The organism is Salinibacterium sp. GXW1014 (assembly GCF_044769865.1).
Classification (GTDB): Bacteria; Actinomycetota; Actinomycetes; order Actinomycetales; family Microbacteriaceae; genus Homoserinimonas.
This window is the reverse complement of record NZ_JBIZWA010000001.1, coordinates 590,802-615,082: the sequence shown is the minus strand read 5'-3', so window position 1 is coordinate 615,082 and position 24,281 is coordinate 590,802. Positions and strand designations below refer to the sequence as shown.

The following is a 24,281-nucleotide window of genomic DNA, read 5'->3' as shown; positions in this document are numbered from 1 at the left end:
CCTCATGCGGCAGAGTCTAGCACGACCGACCATTCGGTCGACAAGCTTTGCAACGACGGGGAGAGGCCGAAGTGGATGCTGTCAGCGCTGAGGTGACAGAGGTGCGGCCAAGGGTCTGGGCGATCCGGGTGCCCATGCCAGGGCATCCGCTCAAGGCGTCCTTCGCCTACGCATATGTGGACGGCGGACGGGGAGCGCTCATCGACCCCGGCTGGCCCACTCCCGAGTCGTGGGCCCATCTCGACGCCGCGCTCGCCGCGATCGGGGTGGGCGCGGGCGGGATTGAGACGGTGCTCCTGACCCACGCTCACCGCGACCACAGCGGCATGGCCGGCCGCCTCGCCGTACGTTTCGGCGCGAGCGTCATGCTGCATGCGGCTGATCGGCCCCTGCTGCCGGGTCCGCGTGATGAGCATCTGCTCCGCGTGCGCTCCTGGCTCGATCGTGCAGGCGCCCCCGACGGCGTCGTCGCGAGCGACCTCCCCGCCTTCGGGGAGCCGCTTCTCGTGACTCGTTGGCTGGGCGACGGCGATGTGCTCGAGGTTCCCGGCGGCGCCCTCCGGGTGCACTGGACCCCGGGACACACACCTGGCCACGTGTGCTTCGAGGATGCGGAACGCCGACTGCTGTTCTCGGGCGACCACCTCCTGCCGCGCATCACGCCCAACGTCTCCTCCATGGTGGGTCACCGTGACAGCGCGCTGAGGGACTACCTCGCCTCGCTGGCGACCGTCGCGCGCCTCGAGGTCGACCTCGTGCTGCCCGGACACGAGCGCCTCTTCGGCGACCATGCGGCGCGGGCGCGGTTCCTGACCGAGCACCACTGGTCGCGTCTCGAGGAGATACTCGGCGTCCTCGAGACCGACGCCCATCGAACAGTGCATGACGTTGCGGCAGCCCTCACCTGGTCGCGGCCCTGGGAGACGATCTCGGGCATCCAGCAGCGAGCGGCCCTCGGAGAGGTGCTCGCTCACCTCAACTACCTCGGCGATCTGCGGGTGGCCGCGGTGGGTGACGGAGTGCCAGCGCGATGGCGCCGCACCTCGACGGGCACCCTTCAGCGAGAGAGGAACGCCGCCCTGAGTGCTTTCGACTCCTCGCTCGCGAGGAGCACCGCCTGAAGCCTCGACTCCGCGCCCGTCGCTGCTTCGATCGTGGCAGCGACATGCGACGAGAGGCTAAGGATGCCGGCGACTGCGGCAGCAGGCATCCGGGCGAGCTCGGCGGCCACCTCGAGAGCGCGCTCTAGGGCCTGGCCGTCGTCGACCAATTCGTCGACGAGCCCTGCATCGAGGGCCGGCTGGCCAGCGAGGCTCGTCAGGGTCAGCATCATGTGGCGCGCCCGCGTGGGCCCGATCCTGCGGGGGAGCGTCCACGAGAGTCCCGTGTCAGGGGCGAGGCCGATCTTCACGAACGACGCCTCATAGCGCGCACCCCTGCCGCTCACGACGTGGGTCGCCGCGCTCGCGATGGCGAGCCCCATCCCGAAGGCCCCGCCCTCGACGGCCGCTATGACAGGAACCCTGCTGTGCACCAGCTGCTGCGCGAGTGCAGCAAGGGCGTCGAGCCGTTGGCCCGACTCGACAGGATCGTCGCTCATCGACCGAATGTCGCCGCCCGCGCTGAAGAAGCCCCCGGCCCCCGTAATGATGAGCACTCGCGCCTGCGCCTCGCCCAGTCGGAGTTCCCTCAGCAGGGCCAGCCGCGCCGCCAGGTCGAGGGCATTGCGTCGGGAGGGGGCGTTCAGGGTCAGGATGCGCACGTCGCCGCGATCCTCAATGAGGACGGCAGCGTCATCCGCCGGATGCTTCGGGGGCGTGTTCATCATGATGCTCCTCGTTCTCGCGACAGTTCTCGCAGCACATCCTCGGTGTCGGCGCCCACCGAGGGGGCGTGGCCACGCCTGCCTGCAGGGGTCGCTGAGAAGCGAGCGGGGTGGGGGAGCACGCGGTAGGGGCCCGCCTTCGGATGCTCCGCCACGGGCAGGGTCGCGGCGATCTCTGCGAGGGTGACGACAGGTGACGCGGGGATGTCGAGGCGGCGACAGGCATCCAGGATCCACTCGCTCGTGCGCTCGCCGATGAGCGGTCGCAGGTCGCGGTAGAGCGTGCCCGTGTTGGCGATCGTCGTGCGCAGGTCGGAGAGCCGTGGGTCTCCACGCAGGTGGGATGCCCCGAGCTCCTCGAAGATCGTGGCGAACTGCGCGGGCGTGTACGGCATGACGTGCACGAGCCCATCCCGGGTCGCGTAGGGGCGGCGCTCGGGACTGAGGATGCGCTCATAGCCGAGCCGATCGCCAGGAGGCATCGCGATGCCCCCGCTCCCGTGCTCCACGAGCAGGAATTGGGTCATGGCCTCCGCCATAGCGACCTCCACGTGCTGGCCGTCTCCGTGTCGTGAGAGGTGCACGAGGGCGGCCGTCGCCGCCTGGGCGAGCATCACGCCGCAGGTCTTGTCGACGAGGATGCTGGGCACGAACAGGTGCTCGCCCGTATAGCGGTGCATGACATCCACGAGTCCCGTGGCGGCCTGGATGATGTCGTCGTAGGCCGGGTCGTTCGCCTTGGAGCTCGTCGTGGGCCAGCCCTGCGCCTGGCAGTAGACGAGCCGTGGATGCGTCGGCGCCAGAGTCTCGTAGTCGAGGCCGAGACGGCGTAGCGAGTCAGGCCTGCGGGTCGTGATGAAGGCATCGGCGCCGGCGAGGAGCTTCCGCATGGCGGAGCGACCGTCCGGCGTCCTGAGGTCGAGCCGCACCGAGCGCTTGTTGCGCATCAGGTTGAGGCTCACGTCGGAGAACCCCGGCGCGGCCGCGCGGCCCATGACCCTGTTCGAGTCCCCGTCGCCGGCCTCCACCACGATCACCTCCGCGCCCTGGTCGGCAAGGAGGGAGGTCGCGTACGGCCCCATGATCACCGAGGTGAGGTCGATGATGCGGAACCCCGCCAGCGGCCCAGGCCTCGTATCGGTCGTCACGTGTCTGCCTTTTCGTCTTCTCCTAGGAGAAGGCGGAGAGTCCCGTGAGGGTCCGGCCGATCGAGAGCTGGTGGATCTCTGACGTGCCCTCATACGTGAGCACCGACTCGAGGTTGTTCGCGTGACGCATCACGGGGAACTCTCCCGTGATGCCGGCAGCACCCAGGATGGTGCGGCAGGTGCGGGCGATCTCGATCGCCTCCCGCGTGCTGTTGAGCTTGCCGAGGCTGATCTGGGTCGGGGTGATCTCGTGCCGATCCTTGAGCTTGCCGAGCTGCACGGCCAGGAGCATGCCCTTGCCAAGCTCGAGGCTCATGTCGGCGAGCTTGGCCTGCGTGAGCTGGTAGGCGGCGAGCGGACGGTCGAAGATCTCCCGCTCCTGTGCGTAGCGCAGCGTCACCTCAAGGCAGTCGCGGGCCGCGCCGAGTGCGCCGAACGCGATCCCGTAGCGTGCCTCGTTCAGGCAGGTCAGGGGGCCGCGCAGCCCGGAGGCTTCCGGCAGCATGGCGGACGCAGGGAGCCGCACGTTGTCGAGCACGAGCTCGCTGGTGACGGATGCGCGCAGCGAGAGCTTCTTGTGGATCACGGGTGCCGAGAACCCGGGTGTGTCCGTCGGCACGACGAAACCGCGGATTCCCTTCGCATCGCCGTGCTCGGCCGTCTGCGCCCAGACGACAGCGACGTCGGCCACGGAACCGTTGGTGATCCACATCTTGTTGCCGGTCAGCACCCAGTCGTCGCCGTCGCGCCGCGCGTTCGTCCGCATGCCCGCCGGGTTCGAGCCGTAGTCGGGCTCGGTGAGTCCGAAGCACCCGATGGCCTCACCCGCAGCCATCCGCGGGAGCCACTCGGTCTTCTGGTCTTCGCTGCCCCATCGCCAGATGGCGAACATGGCGAGCGAGCCCTGCACCGAGACGAGCGAGCGCAGGCCGGAGTCGACCGCCTCGAGCTCCATACAGGCGAGGCCGTATGCCATGGCGCTCGCGCCCGCGCATCCATAGCCCGTGAGATGCATGCCCAGCACGCCCAGGTCGCCGAGTTCACGGGCGACCTCCCGCGCGGGGAGCGTGCCAGCCTCGTACCATTCGGCGATCTCCGGGCGAAGGCGATTCTCGCCGAACGCCCTCACGGCATCACGGAGTTCGCGGTCGTCGTCGTCGATGAGCGAGTCGATGTCGAACATGCCGAGAGGTGTCTCTTGCATGGGGATCCCTTCGTCGTGGAGGCGGGCGGTCAGATCGCGGGTGCGCCGCGTCGCCCCTGGTCGTCATAGTGGTAGAAGCCTTGGCCTGTCTTGCGTCCCAGGGTGCCCTGCTCGACGAGTCTCGCGACTGTCGTGGAGGGAGCATCTGCCGGGTTGCCGGTCTCCTCGTGCCGGGCGACCTTCGTCAGGTACCCGATGTCGATTCCCGTCAGGTCCATGAGCTCGAAGGGACCCATGGGATACCCCAGCGCGTGGCGGCAGGCGAGGTCGATTGCTTCGATGTCTGCGTAGCCGCCCTCGTAGAGGTGCAGTGCCTCGTCACGCACGGCGTTGAGGATCCGGTTCGCGATGAAGCCCGGAATCTCCTTCTTCACGACAAGGGGCAAACGATCGATCCTCTCGACGAAGGCGATCGCGCCAGCAAGGGTGTCGGCGGATGTCTCGGGGCAGGCGATGACCTCGACGCAGCGCATGGAGAGCACGGGGTTGAAGAAGTGGATGTTGAGGAAGCGATCGCGGGCGGCGATCGAGTCAGTGAGGGAGGAGGGCACGAAGCTCGAGGAGTTGGAGGCGATGATCGTGCCCCCGGAGAAGTGCATGTCGAGCTCTCCGAGCACTTTGCGCTTCAGCTCGCGATTCTCGGTGACCGCCTCGATCGCGAGGTCGACCTCGGGGGCCTCGTCGATAGCGGCGAGAGTGCTGATGCGCGCGATCGCGCCGTCCAGCGCTGCGGCGCCGAGGCGTCCTTTCTCGACCTGGCGCGCGCCGAGGGCCGTGATCCGTGCGATGGCCGTCTCGCGCATGCGGGGGTCCACCTCGGTGAGGGTGACCTCGAGGCCCCTCGCGGCGCAGAGCAGTGCGATCTGGGCGCCCATCGCACCGGCGCCGACCACCATGACCGTATTCGTCTCGCGCATGTCACTCTCCCTTGAACTCGGGAGTACGGCGCTCAAGGAACGCCCCGGTGCCCTCCCGCTTGTCGTCGGTCGTATAGAGGAGCGCCTGGGCGAGCCTCTCGACCATCAGGCCCGTCGTCTCGTCAGTGTCCATGGAGGTGCGGGTGATCATCTTGGCGAGCCGGATCGCGAGCGGCGCCTTCTGCAGGATGCCCTGCATGACCTCCCGCGCGCGCCCGGGGAGCTGCGGGCCCTCGACGACCTCGCTGACCAGGCCGATCCGCTGCGCCTCGTGTGCGTCGAGCAGGCGTCCGGTCAGGATCATCTCGACGGCACGGCCGAGGCCCACGTGGCGGGCAAGGCGCTGGGTGCCTCCGGCGCCAGGGATGATGCCGAGGCCGACCTCGGGGAGCCCCATCCTGGCGTCGGCCGAGGCGATCCGGATGTCGCAGGCGAGCGCGAACTCGCAGCCGCCACCGAGGGCGTGACCGTTGATGGCGGCGATCGTCGGCTTGTCGAGCGCCTGGAGTTCGGAGAGCAGCCGCTGGGTGGCACCCCCGAGGCCACTCTTGAGGTCACGGCCCCTGAGCTCCGCGATATCAGCGCCGGAGACGAACACCCGCTCGCCGTGCCCGGTGAAGATGACGCCGCCGATGTCGTCGTCTTCCGCTGCGAGCTCGAGCACGGCTCGGAGTTCCGCGATCGCCTGGGCGTTCAAGGCGTTCCTTGCCTCGGGACGATTGATCGTGACTGTGAGGATGGAAGCAGCACGAGCGACATCGAGTGAGTGGAACTCGTTCACCGCACCCCCATCATCCTCAGCATTGAGCCGACCGATTAGTCGGTCGATGCTTGTATGATGGCGGAACATGACCGGATGGTCAAGACTGACGGCGGAGCATCCGCTGAGGTTCCCGCTATCGCGCTTGATTTTCTGGGTACTGTTTCGTCACGCGGGCGCGCAGCGTATGCAATTCAAGGGATTGGGTGAGAAATGACCGAGACTGCTCAAAGCGACGAGCTCACGAAGTCCACCCCGGTTGGCCAAGCGCGTCGGCGGGAGATCCTGCGCCTCGCCAGCCAGCTCTTCCGCGACATGGGCTATCACAGCGCGACGATGGACAAGATCGCCGAGATCGCGGGCATCGCGAAGCCGACGCTGTACCACTACTTCCGCAGCAAGGAAGAGATCCTCTTCAACATCCACCTGCTCTACATCACGCCCCTCATCGAGTCACAGACACGACGGGTCGAGGAGGGCGCCTCATCGACGAGGGTCGCATACGAGGTGATCTACGAGCACCTCAACGTCATCGTGGAGAGCCCGGGAATGCTGCAGTCGTTCATCGAACACCAACGGGAGCTCAGTGACGAACGACGCGCTGAGATGCGAGCGAACCGCAAGACCTACCGAAGGCTGGTCGAGGAGTCGTTCCGGCGTGACGTCGAGCTCGGGGTCATCCCGCCGTGCGACACGCGGACAGTTGCCTTCTCCCTCTTCGGCATGTGCAACTGGGCATCGCGCGCCCACTCGCGCCTCACCGCCGATGAGGTGGAATCGCTCGCGACGGAGCTCTGGCAGCTCTTCGTCTTCGGCACGAGCGGAGCGAACCGAGACACGATGCGCCCGGAGGACTTCTGATGACCGCGGGTGCCCCCCGGTCGTGACGCCTATGGCCTCACGCTCGATGCGCGCCGTCGACATCCCCGTGCCGGGGGGCCCGGACGCGCTGGTGCTTGTGGAACGTCCCCGCCCCGTGCCCCTCGCCCACGAGGTGTTGCTCAGGGTCGAGTATGCCGGCGTCAATCGAGCGGATGCCGGCCAGCGCGCCGGTCGCTATCCGCCGCCAGCGGGAGCGTCCCCCGTGCCGGGGTTGGAATGCTCCGGGCACGTCGTGGAAGTGGGTGAGTCGGTCGCCGGCTGGCGCATCGGCGAACGGGCCTGTGCCCTCCTGACCGGCGGCGGCTATGCGGAGTACGTTGCCGTGCCCGAGGGACAGCTCCTCCCCATTCCACACGGAGTCGACATGGCCGGGGCGGCCGCCCTGCCCGAGGCCGCGTGCACTGTCTACTCGAACCTGCACGACCTCGTCCCACCGGCTTCGGCGTCGGCGCTGGTTCACGGTGGGTCCTCCGGCATCGGCACCTTCGCCATCCAATGGCTCAGCGCGCTCGGGGTCGCCGTCCATTGCACGGTCGGTTCGGCAGCGAAGGCCGATTACTGCCGCGGGCTCGGCGCCGCCCACGTCATCAACTACCGGGACGAGTCCTTCGAGCACGCCGTGGCGCGCGAGACCGGGGGCCGGGGCCTCGACATCGTGCTCGACATCGTCGGCGGCCGGTACCTCGCGGCGAACCTCCGAGCCCTCGCGGCAGAGGGCCACCTCGTCATCATCGGAACGCAGGGCGGCTCCGTCGCCGAGGTCGACCTCAAGGAACTGCTGCGCAAGCGCTTGACGGTGCGGGCGAGCACTCTCCGCGCGAGGAGCGACGATGCCAAGACGGCGATAGTCGAGGGCGTGAGGAGAGATGTCTGGCCGCTCGTCGAGGCCGGCCGCATCCGTCCCCACGTCGACCAGGTCTTCTCTCTCGCTGATGCCGCATCCGCGCATCGCCTGCTTGAGTCATCGGAGCACATGGGCAAGCTCCTGCTCGCGCTGTGACGGGGCCTAGTGCTCAGCGCGCCAGCATCTGGCGAAGCGCCATTGCCGCGCGCCTGGGGTCCGGATAGGCGAGCACGCCGCGCTCTGCAAGACGCCTGACGGCTCCCGGGGTGCCGCCAGCCCAGACCACCACGACGAGGGTCTCAGACTCGTGCGCGACGGCCGCGATCTCCTGAAAGAGCACGTCCTCGACGTGGGGCATGTTGCCCAGCGTGAGCACGACGATGTCGGTCGACCCATGCGAGGTGCACGACTCGAGCACAGCGCGCAGGGTGCTGAGCCGCGCGAAGAGCGCCCCCGTGGCGTCGACGGGATTCTCGACGACCGCGTGGTCGGGAAGGAGCGCGCCCAGCGCCTGCCTCTCATTGTGATCCCACTCGGCGAGGTGCAGCCCGGCATCGACGGCAGCGTCGGTCATCAGGATGCCGGCGCCCCCCGATGCGGCGACGATCGTCACTCGATCGCCCCTCGGCTGCCGCGTATGCACGAGTGCCCTGCCTGCGTCCAGCATCGCCTCGATCGTGTGGAACGTGCGCGCTCCAGTCGGCTCGACAGCATCCGACCACTCCTCTGGCGTCAATGCAGGCAGGCCGCTGTGGCGCGATGCTGCCTGCTGGGCCTCGGGACTCCTGCCCGCATGGAGCAACAGCACGGGAACGCCGGCCGCCTTAGCCCGCTCAAGGCCGGCGACGAGGTCTGCCCGGTCGTCGCTGCCCTCCACATATCCGAAGACGAGCGTCGGATCGTGGCGCTCGACGACATCACGAAGCACCGCACCAAACGTCAGGTCGAGTTCGCTCCCCGTGCTGATGAACTCCCCGACAGGAAAGCCGACGGTCTGCGCCTCGCTGAAGAGGTAGGCCCCCACCCCTCCGCTCTGTGTGATGACGAAGACCCCGGAGTCCGCGAACTCGAACTCCTCGTCGTCGATCGCCGTCATGAAGTTCGCCGCGAGACGTGACCGGGCGCTATGGGTGCCGAGGCTGTTCGGCCCCAGGATGCGCACACCGTCATCGGCAGACGCGAGGCGCGCGAGCGCATCCCTCTCATCCTCTGCGCCCGGCGCGAACGCGGAGAGGAGCACGAAGGTGCGGGCCCCGGCGGCGATCGCCGACTCGACGGCCGGCACCACGGCGGGCCCGGGTATCGCCACGATGACGAGGTCCGGCACCACCGGTACGTCAGTCATGGAGGCGTACGCGGTGAGTCCCTGGACCTCCGGCCTGCGGGGATTGATCGGAATGAGCATCCCGTCGAAGCCGTGCTTGACCATATTGCGCAGCACGCGCCCACCCGGCTTGCGCGGGTCGTCAGACGCGCCGAGCACCGCGATGCTGCGGGGGTGCAGCAGGGCGTCGACCGCCGACTCCACGTGCGATGTGGATGCGCGTTCCATTAGTCACACCGTCCGGCTTCTTCGCTGTTCGATCCCCGCTCGTGCAGCATATCGAAGGGCCCGCCGCCCTGCGGGCTGGGTAGCGCGCCACCCTGCGCGGTGGAGCTCAAGGCGAGCGCGGAGCGGTCGCGCGACCCCAGCGCCGACCGAGCCTGCGAGGGCGGTGACGACCTAGTTGTAGCTGACGTCGAAGGGCCAGCCCGTGTACGCCTCGGCCAGGTACGTCTGCCCGGCCTTCGACGAGGTGACCGTCTCGAGCTCGCCGTAGCGGCGCTGCTGGTCGAAGGGGTGCTCGTCGGGGGTGGCGTGCAGCATGGAGGTCATCCAGTAGGAGAACTGCTGGCCGCGCCAGATGCGCTTGAGCGCGGTGGGGGCGTAGTTGTCGAGTTTCTCGGTGCTGCCGTTGTCGTAGTAGGCGGCCATGGCGTCGGCGAGCACGAGCACGTCGGCGACGGCGAGGTTCATGCCCTTGGCGCCCGTCGGTGGCACGGTGTGGGCGGCGTCGCCGGCGAGGAACATGCGCCCGTACTGCATGGTTTCGCAGACGTAGGAGCGGAACTGCAGCACATCCTTCTGGAAGATGTGCCCCTCCTTGAGTTCGTGGCCGGGAACGCGAGCCTGGAGCTCGTCCCAGATCTGCTGCTCACTCCAGTCATCGGTGTTCGTTTCGGGGTCGCACTGGAAGTACATGCGCTGCACGGTGTCGCTGCGCTGGCTGACGAGCGCAAAGCCCTTGTCGCCGGCGCTGTAGATGAGTTCCTCGCTGCTTGGTGGCGCGTCGGCAAGGATGCCGAACCAGGCGAAGGGGTAGGGGCGGAAGAAGTCGCGACGGTCGGTCTCGGGGATCGACCACTTGGCGATGCCCTGTGAGCCGTCGGTGCCGCCGATGAAGTCGCACTCGACGACGACGTCATTGCCTTCGGAGTCGGTGAAGCTGATGCTGGGGCTGTCGCTGAGCTGGCCGTGCAGCTCGCTGTTGCTGGTTTCGAAGCGGATGTCGGCGCCCGCCTCGAGCCGCGAGGCGATGAGGTCGATGAGCACCTCGTGCTGCGGGTACAGGTAGACGGAGCGGCCGACGAGGGAGGGGAAGTCGATGCGGTGGCCCTCGCCCTGGAAGCGGAGTTCGATGCCGTCGTGCTTGTGCCCGTCGCGGAGCACGCGGTCGCTGACGCCGGTGTTGACGAGCACGTCGACGGTGCCCTGCTCGAGGATGCCGGCGCGGATGGTCTTCTCGATCTCCTCGCGGCTGCGCTTGTCGATCACGACGGAGGAGATGCCGGCGCGGTCGAGGAGGTGGGAGAGCAGGAGGCCGGCAGGTCCGGCTCCGATGATGCCGACCTGGGTGCGGATCGTTTCGGTCATGGGGACTCCTTTGTCAGCGCGGCCCGGTGCCGCGAGTGTCAGTGGAGGCCGGTTGTGGGCCCTGCTGCCATTGTGGACAGCGAGCGACCCGGGATGAACTTACTTCCCGTTCAATGGAAGAAATTCCGGGAATCGCGCATTGCCCGGGTGATCCCCGTCGAGGCCGACTTGAGATACATCACGACGGTGCCGAAGTCGCCGTGGTCGCGCGGGAGCACCACTGAGAGCGCCGCGATCGTGCCGCCACCCGGGCCCTTGACGGGTACCGCGACGCCGACCGATTCCGGCGCGATGTAGCCTGGGGCGATCACGTGCCCGATGCGCCGGATCTCGCCGATCATCGAACGGAGTCGGGCGGGGTCGGTCACCGTCTCTCCGGAACGCTGCTGCAACTCGCCCGCGAGCACGCGGTCCTGCAGCGCGGCATCCGCATAGGCGAGCAGCACGAGGCCGGACGACGAGGCATGCAACGGCAGGCGCCCCGCGATCCGTGTGATGTTCGCGCCGGAGTCGCGGCTCGACAGTCGTTCGATGAAGAGGGCCTCGTCGTCTTCCAGCACCGCCAGCTGCGTGTGCTGGCGCACCTTGGCCTGCACGCTCTCCATGAACGGGATCGCGATCTGGCGCAGTCGCAGCGCCTGCGAGCCGCGCATCGCGAGCTCCCAGAGGTGCATCCCGACGTGCACGTTGCCGCGCTCGTCGCGCTCGAGCAGGCCATGCTCGCTCAGTTCCGCGACGAGGCGGTGCGTCGTCGACGACGGGATGCCCGTGCGCCGTGCGATATCTGAGACGCTGCGGCTCGTGCGATCGGTGTCGAAGGTCTCGAGGATGCGGACGACACGAGAGATGAGGGAGTCGCCACTCGGTGAGTTGGCCATGTGTTCAGCGTCTCACGGGGTCGAGGAGGCGGCGATGAAGGCGGGGATCGCGACGGCAGCGATCACGCCGAGGACGACCGGCGCGATCTGGAGGCAGAGGTAGACGACGAGCGGTGCGGCTCCCCGCCCAGTCTGCGAGTTCGCGTGCACCGTCCGGACGATGAGGTAGACGAGCTGGCTCAGAAGTTGCCACCAGGGGGAGGCGGTGCGACTGTGGCCGAGCCTCCGCAGGGCGGCGCGGTCGCCGAAGCCCAGCAGCATCGTGACGGCGGCGATCGCGAGCCCCATGCAGAAGAAGAAGCCGACTAAGCGAAGTGCAGCCGGGTCGTTGTCGCTCGCAAGGAGGAGGAAGACGTTCTCGAAGCCGAACACCGTGAAGACGATCGGCCACATGGCGAGGCCTCCGAGGATGGGCGTTGCGATGAGCCACCACACCCAGGGGGTGTTGCTCGTCGTGGGCGTCGCGCGCCAGCTGCGCAGTCGATCCTGGGTGCTGAACGGCGCGACGCTCGGCGCCGCCTCGGTGCGCACCGCGCCCGAGCTGGCCTGGCCGAGCCCCGTGCCGAGCTGCTGTCCGAATGACGGCAGCGAGGCGCGCCATTCCTCCTCACTGAGCGCGCGCGGGTCATGTAACCCCGGTGCGGACTGGTTCGGGTAATCCTGTCCGGTAAAGCTCACGCCCGGTCCCCCTCCGGTCTGTGACGATTCGGTTCACGGTAACCAGTCGGCCGGGTGTAGCGGCATCCCCGCTTCGGGGGTGAGTGTGCCCGGATCCGAGGGAGCGCGCGGATCGGCGGTACGTTGCTCAGCTCAGTGGCGCGCGCGCGACCGCCGGGGCGCCGTCTTCTTGACGGGAGCGCCCTTGGCGCGGGCGGGTGGAGCCGGCGGCGCGGGCGGAGGCCCCTCGACCCTGTCGTCCTGCGGATCGTCCGCGGGGGCGGGAAGCCCGAATGGCAGCTTGTGCGCGAGGGCCGCAAGACCGCGGCCGATGCGAGCAGCGGTGCGGATGCGACGAGGCGCTGCGGGGGCGGATGTCTCGGCATCTTCGCCGTCGCGCGGTGTCGCCTTCTGTTCCACGAGGTCCACGACGTCGTAGACGGGGGCGGGGCGCTGAAACGGCGCGGTGTGCTGCGTCCACGTCTTGCCGTCCCACCAGCGACGATGATCGGCGCCACTGGGGTCGGGGTACCACCCGGCGGGCAGTCGTATGTTGTGGAGGTCAGGCATGGTGCGCGTGTGTGTCCCTTCGCGGATCCAGACATAGTCTCTCGCGACATCCGCCATACGCGGAGGGTGAATCGCACAGTTTCTGCGTGATTTCTTGGCCGAAACCTCCCGCACAGCTGCGGAGCCCGCGCATTCAGGCAACCGTAGGGTGTCCGGCGCACCATGGCGTCATGCGTGAGACACAGGACGGCCCCATCCAGGACGGCAGCGACGACGCCACCAATGAGCAGCGTCTCGACGGCATCATCGAGCAGGTGCGCTCAGACATTCGTGAGGGCCACACGCACGAACCTGCAGAGCAGATGCTGCGGCAGCGCGTGCGCGAAACGGGCGTGGAGGTGAGCGACGAGCGGATCGCTGAGATCGCACGGGGGCTCTCATCGGCGCAGTGACCCCTCACCCGGCTCGTTATGCTGGGGAAGGCTGACGGGCCCTTCACTCATGTGGGCCCAGGGTCGAACGATTGGGCCTCCATGACTCGCTCTTCCCTTGCCTGCGACGGCCTCACCCCGTGGCAGGCGTTCCGCGCTGACCTCGACTTCGTGCGGGGTGTGCTCGCCGCCAACGGAATCGATTACTTCCTCGTGCGCACGCAGGACCCACGTCCGATCGTCGTCGTCGACCTCGCCGAGCGTGAGCGGCTCGAAGCCGCGCTCGCCTCGGCGTGCCAGACGGAGCCCTTCCGCTCCCGCACCATGAGGATGGCGAAGGGCGCCAGGGCAGACCTGGCCGCCCGCGACATCCGCGTTGACCGATCCACCGTGGGACGCTCCGTGATGCTCGCGGATGGCAGGCTGTCAGCCGACCCCGCGGCGCGGGCCTTCACGCTCTACCGTCCCCGCGTGGCCGAGCCCGGCACTCTGCGCTACGAGCACGAGAGCGGTGTTCCGCTCGAGCTGTGGGAGTGGGATGACATCCGTGGCGAGGTCATCGCGCCGCGCCCCAACATCCTGCAGCGGCACCACACTCCCATCTCGGAGATCGTGCGGGACACTGTCGAGCTCTACGGCAAGCAGTGGCCGACCCTGCGGGGCATGTTCGAACCGTCGAGCCTCGACGTGAACTTCGACATCGACATCATCTTCTCGTGGGTCGACGGGTCATCCGCGGAATACCAGCGGCAGCGTGCGGCGCGCATGGCGAGCTACGTCGTCGGCGAGGGCGACGACCACGAGGCGCGCTTCCGCCAGATCGACGAACTCAAGTACGCGCTCCGCTCGGTGCACCTCTTCGCACCCTGGATCCGCAACATCTACATCGTGACCGACTCGCCGCGGCCCGCCTGGCTGGCCGAGCATCCGAGGGTCACGCTGTTGCGGAGCGAGCAGTTCTTCGCCGACACGAGCGTGCTGCCGACCCACAACTCGCACGCGGTCGAGAGCCAACTGCACCACATCGAGGGGCTGAGCGAGCACTTCCTCTACTCGAACGACGACATGTTCTTCGGCCGCGCCGTCGGGCCCGAGATGTTCTTCTCTCCCGGCGGCGTGAGCAAGTTCATCCTGTCGGAGACGCGCATCGGCCTGGGGGAGAACCATCCCAGCCGCAGCGGCTTTGAGAACGCGGCGCGCACCAACCGCGGGATCCTCAAGGACCGCTTCGGCGTGACGATCACGAACCACCTCGAGCATGCCGCCGCGCCCCTGCGCCGTTCCGTGCTGCACGAGCTGGAGGCGCAGTTTCCGGAGGAGTTCGCCCGCACGGCCGCCGCGCAGTTCCGGCAGGCCACCGACATCTCGGTGACCAACTCCTTCTACCACTACTACGCACTCATGACGGGGCGCGCGGTCATCCAGCCGACGGCCAAGGTGCGCTACGTCGACACGACCGCGCGGCAGGGCGTGAAGGACATGAAGCGGCTGCTGAAGCGGCGCAACTACGACTTCTTCTGCCTCAACGACGGCTCGTTCCCCGAGCTCGATGCGATGGAGCGGGCCGAGGCGGTGCTGGGGTTCCTCGAGCACTACTTCCCGGTCGCGGCGCCCTGGGAAAACCCGAGCGACTGAGCTAGCCGACGGGCAGGAGGTCGAGCACTCCCGTCGTGAGAGGCGGCTCGGCCGGCACGGGCGCATTCGCCGGCGGCAGGATGCTCACCCCGTGACGGGCGAGGATCTGCGCCGTCTCGTCGGTCGAGGTGTAGGAGAGCGTCGAGGAGGCTGCGACGGGCACGACCGTGTGCATGACGGTGTCGTCGTAGACGTGGATGAGGTTGTATGACTGCGCTCCGTCACGCGGCATGGTTGAACCGAACTCGCCCGCGAGATCCTGCGTGTAGCAGGTGGCGGATGCGACCGAGACGGGGATGCCGGCGAAGGTCGCGGTCGTGGAATAGTGCAGGTGCCCCGCAATGATGCTCCGGATGTCTGAGCCGCGCAGGACCTCGGCGAGCGGTCCGCGGTCACGAAGTTCCACGAGCACCGCGAGATCCTGCACGCTCGGCACGGGCGGGTGGTGCATCGCGAGGATCGTGCCGTGGGGCGCGGGTGAGGCGAGTTCCTCGGCGAGCCAGTCGAGCTGCTCGTCGCTCACCTCGCCGTGGTGGTGGCCTGGCACGGTCGAGTCGAGCGTGATGATGCGGAGGCCGTTGATGTCGTGCACGCGGTCGACGGGCCTGGTCGAGGGGTGCTGGTCGAGCAGCTCTTCGCGGAACGCACCCCGGTCGTCGTGGTTGCCCATGACCCACACGACTTGTGCCCCGAGGCGCTCCGCCGCCGGTTCGACGATCGCGCGAAGCTTGGCGTAGGCCTCTGGCTCGCCGTGGTCGGCGAGGTCGCCCGTGAGCACGATCGCCTCCGGGCGAGCGCCGGATGCTTCGAGCCGCGCAAAGAGTTCAGCGAGGCGCGCTTCGCTGTCGACGCGGTCGTAGAGGCGCTTGCCTCCAGCGAGAAGGTGGGTGTCGCTGAGGTGCAGGATGAAATGGTCGGGCCGTGGGTGAGCGGCCGTATAACCGGACATGACTCCAGTCCATCACTCGAATCCGAACGGCGCATTAACGCAAAGCGGCGATTCGCACCCCAGTTCGGGTGTGTCACGCGCGGGAGAAGGGGCTGTCGGCACCCATTGTGGGGACTGCCATTTGCGTCAATGCGCGCGCTTTACTTGGGTCTTACCCGACGCGGCCGTGGCCGCATTGTTTCCTTTCGATGTTGAAAGACGCCCTGGAGGTGCTCCATGCCCAAGCACGTCACCGCTCGGATGAGTCGCGCATGGGTCCGCTCCGGCCGTTCGGTCGCCGTCGCACTCGCTGTCGCCGGGCTGGGCGTCTCGCTCGTCGGCTGCGCAGGAGACGCCGCACCGCCTTCGGCGCCGGCCGCGAACTCCGACGTGGGCAAGGCATTCACGAGTGAGGATGGCGTCGCGGTCTCGGTGACACGTCGCATCTGCGGCATCAGCGGCGTCGGCGAGGACAAGCCCGAGTTCACGGCGGTGGGCCAGTACTGCACCGTCGGGGTCAATGTCGAGAACGGTACGGGTGAGACGATCGACCTCTCGCAGCTGAAGGTCAAGGGCCTCGCCTCCGACACGGAGTACTTTCCCGACTACTGGGCCGGAACGGCTGCCGATGGCGGCATGCAGGCGCTCGACGCAGGAAAGTCCGTCGAGTCCACGCTCTTCTTCGATGTTCCGAAGGACCAGCTGCTGGAGCGCGTCGAGCTGACGAGCCCGTGGTCGGGGATCGAGTCGTTCGAGGTCAGTTTCTAGGGCATCCGCCTGTCGGCGTCGGCCGTTCGGCGGACGCGGCGCAAGCGCGGCGGCGCCTATCGTGGCGTGTATGAGACGTCTCCTCTCCGCGCTCGCCGTCACCGCCCTCGCCCTGCTCGGGGTGTGGTCGGCGCCAGTCCAGTCGGCTCAAGCCGGGGTTGAGGACTTCGAGTTCGCGAGCTTCCACGCCGACTACCACCTCGGGTCGAATGAGGAGGGGCGCGCGACGCTGCGCGTGGTCGAGACGATCGTGGCGGTGTTCCCCGACTTCGACCAGAACAGGGGCATCCTGCGCACCATCCCCGACCGCTACAACGGGCTGCCGACGCATCCGACCGTCGTCTCGGTCACTGACGAGACGGGCGCCGCGGTCGAATGGGAGGAGGAGGATGCCGACGGCGGCATTCAACTCGCCCTCGGTGGCGACGACTACGTGCGGGGCGAGCAGACGTACGTGATCGAGTACACGATGGTCAACGCGCACCGCTACTATCCCGACACCGACTCGGACGAGTTCTACTGGGACGTCAACGGGGTCGAGTGGCCGCAGCCGTTCGGCGTCGTGAGCGCGACCGTGCACCTCGAACCGGGACTTGAGGAGAAGCTCACGGGTAACGTCGCCGCCGTCTGGGGGGCAGAGGGCCAGGCGAACCCGGCCGAGGTCGACGGCCTCGACTTCGAGGCGCGCAACCTGGGGCCGTATGAGAACCTCACGATCGCGGTCGGTTTCGAGCCCGACACCTTCACCGAGCGCCCGAGCGGTTTCTTCGACGCGCCCTGGCCGACCCTCGCCTTCGTCGGCGCCGGCGGCACGATCGTCGCGTTGCTGTGGGCCTTCCGTGTGCGCCGCACGAAGCTGGCGGATGCTCCGGGGCGCGGCATCATCGTCCCCGAATACGGCCCACCACCCGGCGAACCCCTCGTGAAGTCGGCCTTCGTGGCGGGCGCGGGCGCGAAGGCCACGCCCGCGCAGATCATCGCGCTCGCGGTCGCCCGCCGCATCCGTGTCATCGAGGCAGGGATGTCGCCGCTCATCAAGAAGCCGAAGTACCGCCTGCAGTTCGTGACGGCGGACGGCGTCGACGAGCACGAACGCGAGTTCCTCCACGCGCTCTTCGGCACGACCCTCACGCCGGGAGAGCACCGCGACCTCGACAAACAGGACGAGAAAGCGACCAAGAAGCTCGGCAAGCTCTATGAGCGGGTCGGCAAGCAGCTCGTGGCGGAGGGCTACCGGCGCAAGTACCCCGGCAAGGTCGCCGCCCCCGTGTTGATCTTCAGTGCCGTGTCGATGGTCGCGGGCATCATCTTCGCGGCTGTTGCGCTCGACCTCGCCTACGGCGGCGGGCTGCCCGGCATCGCGCTCGCGCTCTCGCTCATCGTGGGAGCCCTCTCCTTCATGCCGCTCATCAAGACACCCCTCGACGAGCGCGGCGTTGCGGTGCGCGACCACATGAAGGGGCTCAAGGACTACATCGAACTCGCGGAGGCCGACCGCCTGCGCTACCTGCAGTCGCCCAAGGGCGCCCTGCGCGAGCCGATCCCCACCGACGACGCGGCCCAGATCGTGAAGCTCAACGAGAAGCTGTTGCCCTACGCCATGCTCTTCGGCCACGAGAAGGAGTGGGCGGAGGAGCTCGGGCGCTACTACCAGGAGCAGGGCAGCACACCCGACTGGTACGTCGGCTCTGGTCCCTTCAATGCGGCCCTCTTCGCCTCCAGCATCGGCAGCGTCAGCACGAGCGCGACCTCCAGCTTCAGCTCCTCCTCGGGCGGTTCGACCGGCGGCGCCGTCTCGGGCGGTGGCGGTGGCGGCGGCGGTGGAGGTGGCCGCTAGTACTCTGGATCGGTGCCACCCAGCCCGCTGAACCCGTCGCCCTATGAGGTGCTCGGTGTCGCGCCGACCGCGAGCGACGACGAGCTGCGCAAGGCATACCGGCGGATGTTGCGCGAGACGCACCCCGACACGGGAGGCGACGCCAAGCGCTTCCACGACGTGCAGCGCGCGTGGGAACAGCTCGGCACGCCGGCCGACCGGGCGGCGTACGACCGCGGTCGCCCCAGCCGCAACGTACAGAGCCATGCCACATGGGCTCCCGCCGCGCCGCGGCGAACCTCCGAGAGCCGCCCCCAGGCGCGCACCTACGGGCACCCCGGCGGACTCAGCCGAGAGCACTACCTCGACCTGATGCGCGAGTGGGTCGGCAGAGGCGCCGCCCTGCCAGACCCGTATGACCCCGCACTCGTGCGGTCGGCGCCCCGCGACATCCGTCACCTGCTCGCGAACGCGCTCGCGGAGGAGGCGACGGCGGCGCAGGCGGCCGAGCTCGGCATCGCCTACACGGTGTGGCACGACGTGGCGACGGATGCCCCGGGCGACCCCTGGGCGTCGAAGCTCGACCATGTCGTGCTCGGCCCGAGCGGGCTCTTCGCGGTGCAGTCGGAGGATTGGGGCTCGCCCGTGCGGGTGAAGCGCAACGAGATCGTGGGCGAGGCGATCGCGGCGGGGGAGCGGCCGATCCATTCCCTGTCGCTGCGCGCCAAGTCGGTCGCGAAGGCTGCCAGGGTCAAGTTCACGAACCTCGTCGTCGTCGTGCCGGACGACGCGATCGACGAGGCGCTGATAGTCGGCCGGATGCGCGGCGTCACGAGCGCGGTCGTGCAGCGTTCTCGCCTGCCCGGCGTGCTGCGGGGCGACCTTGCCGACGCACCACTCATCGGCGGCACGGAACTGTTCGAGGTGCGCACGCGGCTGCAGTCGAGCATCCGCTTCACCTGATCAGCTGGCGGCGCGCTCCCCGTCGTCGACGATCTTCGCCAGCAGGCGATCGAGCGACTGCTTCTCGGGGTCGCTCAGATTGCCGGTGAGCATCTCATTCACCTGGAGCGCGGCAGGGCGCAGCTGCTCGAACAGTTCGCGGCCGGCATCCGTGAGGGTGACGGTCTTGCGACGCTTGTCCACCGCGTCACGACGGGTCTCGACGCTGCCCTGACCCTCCATGCGGCGCAGGAGCTCGGCGAGCGAGGACTTGTCGAGCTGCGCGAGGTCCATGAGCTCTCGTTGGCCGAGCTCGCCGTGCTCGTTGAGAAAGAAGAGCACCCCGTATTGCACGGACGTGGTCTCGCTCGAGACGTGCTCGTGCCAGAGCGCCGTGTGAGTCTGGAGCGCCCGCCTGATGGCAAGGCTGCGGTATGGGACGGGTGCCGTCATGCTCCCCCACTTCGTCGTGACCTGGCCGATCATCACGTGTACGGACGATCCGCGATCACTGTAGCGCAGGGGTCCACATCGACTAGTTGACGCTCCGGATGACCTCGGAGGTGAGCAGCTTTTCGAGGATGGCGTCGAACTGCTTCACTTCAGCCGCCGTCAATCCACTCGCCATCGTGTCGTTGACGAGGTCTGCACCGCTCGAGAGCTCGTCGTGAATTCGCCGGCCCTTCTCGGTGATCGAGACGATCTTGCGTCGCTTGTCGTCGGGGGCCCGCGCGGTCGTGATGCTGCCCTGCTGCTCCATGCGGCGCAGCAGCTCGGCGAGCGAGGACTTGTCGATCTGCGCGAGGCTGAGCAGCTCCTGCTGCGGTTGGTCGCCGTGGTGGTGGAGGCACCACAGCACGACGTACTGCACCGAGGTGATCTCGGTCGACACGTGCTCGTACCAGAGCGTGCTGTGGACGTGGAGCAGCCTGCGCAGTCGGGGCGTGCGGTAGGGCGGGGGCAGCTTGGTGTTGTCCATCTTCAGGCTCCTTCGAGCGCGGCGTGAGCGCGGTGGGGCGGGAAGGCCCATCTGCGAGCACTGTATTGCAGGTTGTTCCAGACGGCGACGGGTGAACGCGGAGAGAGCGCTTGCCTGAACGCCAGCCGGGAAAATGCTCCACGGTGAGCGTTCGAGTCGATCATGGGGAGAGCATGGACACCGCAAAGCTCACCACAGCCGCCTGTATCAGCTATGCCGCGAACGCGAGCCTCGGCCTCGGCGTTGCCACCAAGGTCGTCGACACGAGCGGCGCCCGCTGGCTACACCACGCCCTCTACATCTCGACGCTGGGCCTCACGGGACTCGTGGTCTGGAACGGGGTCGGCCCCCTCGTGCTCTCCGCCCGCAGTGCCATCGCGCGCAAGCCGCGGGGTGTCATCGCGGGACGGGAAGCCGGCGCGAGCCTTCCCCCAGTGCGCCCCCAGGGAGCCGGCAACAAGCGCAAGAACAAGGGCAAGCTCGCCTCGTGGGTGCTGCTTCCCGCGTTCGTGCCGCTGGGTCTCCTCTCCGCCGTGGATGCCCGCAGCCCGCTGCATCCGATCGTCGCCCTCACCGCCGCGCCCTTCTATGTGGTCGCTGGTGTCATCGCCGGAGTTGCTGGAGCCAAGAAGCGCAAGGAGAAGCGCACGGCGCCCGCAGCGGCACGGAAGCGGCGCGGGTAGTGGAACTGTTCGACGCCATCCGCCGCCGCAAGACCACCAACGGCCCGTTCCTGCCCGACCCCGTCTCCGAGGAGCACCAGCGACTGCTTGTCGAGCTTGCGGGCCGCGCGCCCTCGCAGCTCAACTCCCAGCCCTGGCGGTTCGTGCTCATCGAGAACCGCGACACGATCGAGACGATCGCGCGCATCAGCGGCGAGAGCATGACCGAGGCCATGTCGAACGGCACCTTCTTCGAGCGCTACAAGCCCTACTTCCGCTTCTCGAAGAAGGAGATGGCCGAGAAGCGCAGCGGCATGCTCTTCGACCGGATGCCGGCCGCGCTTCGCCCCTTCACCTCGCAGGCGTTCACACCGCGTGGCCAGAAGCTCATGAACTCGCTGCACGTGCCGCAGACGCTCGGTGCCGAGAACCGCAAGCTCGTCGCCGGGTCACCGCTGCTCCTGGCCGTGCTACTCGATCGCAGTGAATATCGGCCGGGTGAACTCTCCTCCTTCTACTCCGTCTTCAGCATGGGCGCGGCGATGGAGAACGTCTGGCTCGCGACCGTCGAACTCGGGATGGGCATCCAGTTCGTCTCCTTCCCCATGGAGGTGCCGGGGCGCTGGGCCGAGATCGAACGCCTGCTGGAAGTGCCTGACGACCTCGAACTCATGGCCGTCTACCGGCTCGGCTACGTGCCGGAGGACAAACGCCGACCCGCGATCGACTGGACCAGCCACGAACGCAAGCTGCCCTCCCAATACGTCTTCACTGAGCGCTGCAGCACACCCCGAACTGGGTGGGACGAAGCGCCCACCTCACCGGAATAGAGTGGATGCCACTCCAGCTCCGTCCCGCAACACCGGCAATTGAGGAATGCAGTGAAAGTCGTCAGTTACAACCTGCGCAAGCACCGCGCGGTGGGGGAGATCGAGGCGCTCGCCGAGGAACATGACCTCGATCTGATGTGCCTGCAGGAAGCCGACACCGCCGAGCTACCCGCAGAAGTGGGCGGCATGCACCTTGCCGACGCGACGAGGCGCAATCGTCTCGGGCTCGCCGTCTACTACCGCCGCGACCGCTTCACGGCGACCGAGACGAAAGCCTTCGAGCTCAAGAAGTCGCTCCACGACCACCTGCTGAAGCCCGCCCACGAGCGCCTGCTCGGCAGCCGCCTCACCGACCTCAAGCACGACTGCGACGTCGTGGTCGCCTCGTTCCACGCGGCGCCGCTCACGGCCCTCAACTCGCTGCGACGCGAACAGATCCGGGTCGCGCACGAGCAGCTGCACGCCATGGGCCCTGGCCTCCCCACCCTCATGGTCGGCGACTACAACTACCCGGTCTTCAAGAACCAGCTCACGCGGCGGGTCGGCGAGAACGGCTACGACCTCACGCTCAGCGACACGCGCACCTACACGCGCTACAAGTTCTTTCGCGGACACTTCGACCTCGCCACCTCGATGGGCCTTGAGATCGGCAGTGTCGAGACGCTGCCGCGCGGCACATCCGACCACATGCCGATCCTCGTCACCGCCACCTATCGAGAGGCCGCGCAGGCCAAGAGCGCCTGAGCCCGGTCGCCGGAGAGTCGGCAGGCCGCGTACTCTGGAAGCGGCAGCCGTAGCCCCCGCGGATGCCGAGACGAAAGGCCCCCCGGCGTGAGCGAATGCATCCACGGACTCGATACAGAACTCTGCGACATCTGTTCGCCTAAACCCGCGCCCACAGCACCGCCCAAGGCTGCCAAGGCTCGCACGCCCCGTGCCTCCGCTGGAGCCCCGCGCCCCGCGCGTCCCGCGATCGCGAAGCGGGCGGCGGGTGCCCCCGTCGACAAGCCCGTCAATGTCGAGGCGCACCGCGTGTTCCACCTGACGCACGTGCGCAACCTTGCCGGCATCGCCGAGAGGGGCGCGCTACTCCCCGCGAACTCGGTCGAGCCCAACGTGGACATCAGTTCGCCCTCGCACCGCGAACAGCGGCGCACGGCGACACTCCCTGAGGCGGTTACCGCGCCCGCGCAGGCCGCTGCAGGACTCGCGGCCTCGGCCGAAACCGGCACGGATGCCGTCGAGGCAGAAGAATCAGCACCCGCAGCCGTCGCCGACTGCGTGCCCTTCTTCGCGACACCCGAATCGGGGCTGTGGGGCGACATCCGCACGGGCACTCCCGACCCCCGCCTCAGCGCGGCGGCACGCACGAGCTCGGTCGGCGACTACGTGATGCTCGCCACGACCGTCGCCGAGATCGAGAAGGCGGCACCCCTCGTGCTGGCGCTCGACGAGGCATCCGCCCCCACTGCGCCCATGACGGCCGACCCTGTCGCCCTGCGGCGCGAACTGCGTCGACTCATCGCCATCGAGGCGCTCGACGGTGACGAGCGTCCCCTCGCCGGCATCGAACTGCTCGTGGCCGGGACAGTGCCCATCGAGGCGGTCTCCCTCATCGGCGTCGCCAACTCCAAGGCGCGCGACGAGGTCAAGGCGGTGCTGGCCGACGCGGGCGTCAACATCCGCGTTGCCGTGTACCCGCCGTGGTTCGTGCGGGGCTAGCACTCTCCCAGTTCAGGAGTTGGCTTTCCTAATTCAGGAGTTGGCTTTCCTAATTCAGGAGTTGGGCCACAGTAGATGGTTCAGCCCAGCACGGGCGCGACCGCCGCGATGACCCGCTCCCGGAGCGCATTGCCGCGTTCTGTGAAGCCGCGCTGCTCACGCACGTACTCCGCCTTGCCCTCTGCCGTCTCGATCGCGACCGGCGCGTAGCCCCACTCCCGCAGGTCGTACGGCGACGCGCGCATGTCGAGCTGGCGGATGTCGCGTGCCAACTCGAACGCGTCGAGCAACAGCTCGCCGGGCACGAGTGGGCCGAGCTTCGTGACCCACTTGTAGACATCCATGCCGGCGTGCAGGCAGCCCGGCTGCTCGAGGTCGGGCTGGTTCTCGCGGCTCGGCGCGAGCCGGTTGCGGGTCACCGCCTCGGGCGTGAAGAAACGGAAGGCATCGAAGTGGCTGCACGCGATGCGGTGCCCCTCGACGACCTCATCGGTGCCCGCGCCGCCGAGCCGCAGTGGCACCTCGTGACGGGTCTCGTCTGAGCGGTACACCATGGCCCATTCGTGCAGCCCGAAGCATCCGAAGTTCGCCTGCCGGTTCGCCGTCTTCTGCAGCAGCGACACGATGAAGCGGATGCTCGACTCGCGCTTCTCGAGCAACGACGCCGTGTCGACGCGCACGTCGTCGCCCTCGACGCGGTACCACTTCCAGGTGGCGCGGTCCTCGGTCGCGGCGCCCTCGAGTGTGACGCCCGCGCCCGGGTGCCAGCGCCGCAGGGCCGACGGGCGCACCGGGTAGTACGAGAAGAGGAAGTCGTCGACGGGATGCTTCGCGCCTGACTGCTGCCGCGCGCGCCACCCGGCGGTCAGCGCGTCGGCCCGCTCCTGGTGCGCTCGCTCGCGCCGCTGCCAGCGTTCGAAACTCAGGAGTTGGCTTTCACAATTCAGGAGTTTGCTTTCAGAATTCAGGAGCTTGGTTCCAGAACTCAGAAGGGCCGTTCCTGAATTAGGAAAGCCGGCTCCTGAGTTA

26 protein-coding genes are annotated in these 24,281 nt (G+C 68.1%); 12 read left to right on the top strand and 14 right to left on the bottom strand.

The window, feature by feature from the left end:
* The first annotated feature begins 71 nt into the window (after positions 1–71).
* The gene (locus tag ACIQK7_RS03025) at positions 72–1,121 is read left to right on the top strand and encodes an MBL fold metallo-hydrolase (RefSeq protein WP_403021136.1); all 1,050 of its coding nucleotides are present in this window, start codon (positions 72–74) and stop codon (positions 1,119–1,121) included.
* Here ACIQK7_RS03025 and ACIQK7_RS03020 read toward each other — a convergent pair.
* The 5 genes from ACIQK7_RS03020 to ACIQK7_RS03000 are packed head-to-tail and all read right to left on the bottom strand — an operon-like array spanning position 1,058 to position 5,875.
* Positions 1,058–1,828: an enoyl-CoA hydratase/isomerase family protein gene (locus ACIQK7_RS03020; protein WP_403021133.1), complete on the bottom strand. Its 771-nt coding sequence runs from the start codon at positions 1,826–1,828 to the stop codon at positions 1,058–1,060. The two genes, ACIQK7_RS03025 and ACIQK7_RS03020, sit on opposite strands and share 64 nt — an antisense overlap.
* A complete protein-coding gene (locus tag ACIQK7_RS03015) occupies positions 1,825–2,973 on the bottom strand; it encodes a CaiB/BaiF CoA transferase family protein (protein WP_403021131.1) in 1,149 nt (382 codons plus the stop codon). The genes ACIQK7_RS03020 and ACIQK7_RS03015 overlap by 4 nt, the downstream gene beginning before the upstream one ends.
* 22 nt (positions 2,974–2,995) lie before the next feature.
* Entirely contained in the window at positions 2,996–4,177 is a 1,182-nt protein-coding gene (locus tag ACIQK7_RS03010) for an acyl-CoA dehydrogenase family protein (RefSeq protein ID WP_403021129.1), read from the bottom strand.
* Positions 4,178–4,206: 29 nt separating this feature from the next.
* Entirely contained in the window at positions 4,207–5,094 is an 888-nt protein-coding gene (locus ACIQK7_RS03005; RefSeq protein WP_403021127.1) for a 3-hydroxyacyl-CoA dehydrogenase family protein, read from the bottom strand.
* A gap of 1 nt (position 5,095) precedes the next feature.
* On the bottom strand, positions 5,096–5,875 hold the full coding sequence (locus ACIQK7_RS03000) for an enoyl-CoA hydratase/isomerase family protein (RefSeq protein ID WP_403021126.1): 780 nt from the start codon (positions 5,873–5,875) through the stop codon (positions 5,096–5,098).
* 192 nt (positions 5,876–6,067) lie between these two features.
* On the opposite strand from ACIQK7_RS03000, the gene ACIQK7_RS02995 reads away from it, so the two are divergent.
* Positions 6,068–6,715: a TetR/AcrR family transcriptional regulator gene (locus ACIQK7_RS02995; protein WP_403021124.1), complete on the top strand. Its 648-nt coding sequence runs from the start codon at positions 6,068–6,070 to the stop codon at positions 6,713–6,715.
* A 31-nt stretch (positions 6,716–6,746) separates the two neighbouring features.
* On the top strand, positions 6,747–7,736 hold the full coding sequence (locus ACIQK7_RS02990) for an NAD(P)H-quinone oxidoreductase (RefSeq protein WP_403021122.1): 990 nt from the start codon (positions 6,747–6,749) through the stop codon (positions 7,734–7,736).
* Positions 7,737–7,749: 13 nt separating this feature from the next.
* Here the strand turns inward: ACIQK7_RS02990 and ACIQK7_RS02985 are convergent, their stop codons facing one another.
* From ACIQK7_RS02985 to ACIQK7_RS02965, 5 genes are all read right to left on the bottom strand, one after another.
* Positions 7,750–9,132: a CoA-binding protein gene (locus tag ACIQK7_RS02985; RefSeq protein ID WP_403021120.1), complete on the bottom strand. Its 1,383-nt coding sequence runs from the start codon at positions 9,130–9,132 to the stop codon at positions 7,750–7,752.
* Between the two features lie 171 nt (positions 9,133–9,303).
* Positions 9,304–10,494 (bottom strand): 4-hydroxybenzoate 3-monooxygenase, encoded by a 1,191-nt coding sequence (locus ACIQK7_RS02980; protein WP_403021117.1) that lies wholly within the window; start codon positions 10,492–10,494, stop codon positions 9,304–9,306.
* Positions 10,495–10,604: 110 nt separating this feature from the next.
* Positions 10,605–11,372, bottom strand: coding sequence for an IclR family transcriptional regulator (locus tag ACIQK7_RS02975; RefSeq protein WP_403021115.1), 768 nt, complete (start codon positions 11,370–11,372; stop codon positions 10,605–10,607).
* 12 nt (positions 11,373–11,384) lie between these two features.
* Positions 11,385–12,050 carry a hypothetical protein gene (locus ACIQK7_RS02970; protein WP_403021112.1) on the bottom strand — a complete coding sequence of 222 codons (666 nt, stop codon included), beginning with the start codon at positions 12,048–12,050 and terminating at the stop codon, positions 11,385–11,387.
* A 132-nt stretch (positions 12,051–12,182) separates the two neighbouring features.
* On the bottom strand, positions 12,183–12,599 hold the full coding sequence (locus ACIQK7_RS02965; RefSeq protein WP_403021109.1) for a DUF2510 domain-containing protein: 417 nt from the start codon (positions 12,597–12,599) through the stop codon (positions 12,183–12,185).
* Positions 12,600–12,769: 170 nt separating this feature from the next.
* Here ACIQK7_RS02965 and ACIQK7_RS02960 point away from each other — a divergent pair, with 170 nt between their 5' ends.
* Together ACIQK7_RS02960 and ACIQK7_RS02955 are read left to right on the top strand one after the other, a co-directional pair.
* Complete coding sequence (locus tag ACIQK7_RS02960) at positions 12,770–12,991, top strand: hypothetical protein (RefSeq protein ID WP_403021108.1); 222 nt, start codon at positions 12,770–12,772, stop codon at positions 12,989–12,991.
* A gap of 81 nt (positions 12,992–13,072) precedes the next feature.
* Positions 13,073–14,605, top strand: a complete 1,533-nt coding sequence (locus ACIQK7_RS02955; RefSeq protein ID WP_403021106.1) for a stealth family protein — start codon at positions 13,073–13,075, stop codon at positions 14,603–14,605.
* 1 nt (position 14,606) lies between these two features.
* On the opposite strand, the gene ACIQK7_RS02950 is transcribed toward ACIQK7_RS02955, so the two are convergent.
* Positions 14,607–15,554 (bottom strand): phosphodiesterase, encoded by a 948-nt coding sequence (locus tag ACIQK7_RS02950; protein ID WP_403021104.1) that lies wholly within the window; start codon positions 15,552–15,554, stop codon positions 14,607–14,609.
* 216 nt (positions 15,555–15,770) lie between these two features.
* Between ACIQK7_RS02950 and ACIQK7_RS02945 the strand changes: the two genes are divergently transcribed.
* From ACIQK7_RS02945 to ACIQK7_RS02935, 3 genes are all read left to right on the top strand, one after another.
* Complete coding sequence (locus tag ACIQK7_RS02945) at positions 15,771–16,301, top strand: DUF4352 domain-containing protein (RefSeq protein ID WP_325209460.1); 531 nt, start codon at positions 15,771–15,773, stop codon at positions 16,299–16,301.
* A 70-nt stretch (positions 16,302–16,371) separates the two neighbouring features.
* On the top strand, positions 16,372–18,138 hold the full coding sequence (locus ACIQK7_RS02940; protein ID WP_403021101.1) for a DUF2207 domain-containing protein: 1,767 nt from the start codon (positions 16,372–16,374) through the stop codon (positions 18,136–18,138).
* A gap of 12 nt (positions 18,139–18,150) precedes the next feature.
* The gene (locus tag ACIQK7_RS02935) at positions 18,151–19,080 is read left to right on the top strand and encodes a J domain-containing protein (RefSeq protein WP_403021100.1); all 930 of its coding nucleotides are present in this window, start codon (positions 18,151–18,153) and stop codon (positions 19,078–19,080) included.
* On the opposite strand, the gene ACIQK7_RS02930 is transcribed toward ACIQK7_RS02935, so the two are convergent.
* Positions 19,081–19,512 carry a MarR family winged helix-turn-helix transcriptional regulator gene (locus tag ACIQK7_RS02930; protein WP_403021098.1) on the bottom strand — a complete coding sequence of 144 codons (432 nt, stop codon included), beginning with the start codon at positions 19,510–19,512 and terminating at the stop codon, positions 19,081–19,083.
* Positions 19,513–19,594: 82 nt separating this feature from the next.
* Positions 19,595–20,038 carry a MarR family winged helix-turn-helix transcriptional regulator gene (locus ACIQK7_RS02925; protein ID WP_403021096.1) on the bottom strand — a complete coding sequence of 148 codons (444 nt, stop codon included), beginning with the start codon at positions 20,036–20,038 and terminating at the stop codon, positions 19,595–19,597.
* A 173-nt stretch (positions 20,039–20,211) separates the two neighbouring features.
* Here ACIQK7_RS02925 and ACIQK7_RS02920 point away from each other — a divergent pair, with 173 nt between their 5' ends.
* The 4 genes from ACIQK7_RS02920 (at position 20,212) to ACIQK7_RS02905 (ending at position 23,252) form a co-directional block, all read left to right on the top strand.
* On the top strand, positions 20,212–20,721 hold the full coding sequence (locus ACIQK7_RS02920; RefSeq protein WP_403021094.1) for a hypothetical protein: 510 nt from the start codon (positions 20,212–20,214) through the stop codon (positions 20,719–20,721).
* Positions 20,721–21,530 carry a nitroreductase family protein gene (locus ACIQK7_RS02915; protein WP_403021092.1) on the top strand — a complete coding sequence of 270 codons (810 nt, stop codon included), beginning with the start codon at positions 20,721–20,723 and terminating at the stop codon, positions 21,528–21,530. Before ACIQK7_RS02920 ends, ACIQK7_RS02915 begins: the two co-directional genes overlap by 1 nt.
* A gap of 51 nt (positions 21,531–21,581) precedes the next feature.
* Entirely contained in the window at positions 21,582–22,274 is a 693-nt protein-coding gene (locus ACIQK7_RS02910) for an endonuclease/exonuclease/phosphatase family protein (protein WP_403021090.1), read from the top strand.
* Positions 22,275–22,361: 87 nt separating this feature from the next.
* A complete protein-coding gene (locus ACIQK7_RS02905) occupies positions 22,362–23,252 on the top strand; it encodes a DarT ssDNA thymidine ADP-ribosyltransferase family protein (protein WP_403021088.1) in 891 nt (296 codons plus the stop codon).
* 80 nt (positions 23,253–23,332) lie between these two features.
* On the opposite strand, the gene ACIQK7_RS02900 is transcribed toward ACIQK7_RS02905, so the two are convergent.
* A complete protein-coding gene (locus ACIQK7_RS02900; RefSeq protein ID WP_403021085.1) occupies positions 23,333–24,043 on the bottom strand; it encodes a 3-methyladenine DNA glycosylase in 711 nt (236 codons plus the stop codon).
* Positions 24,044–24,281: the final 238 nt, after the last annotated feature.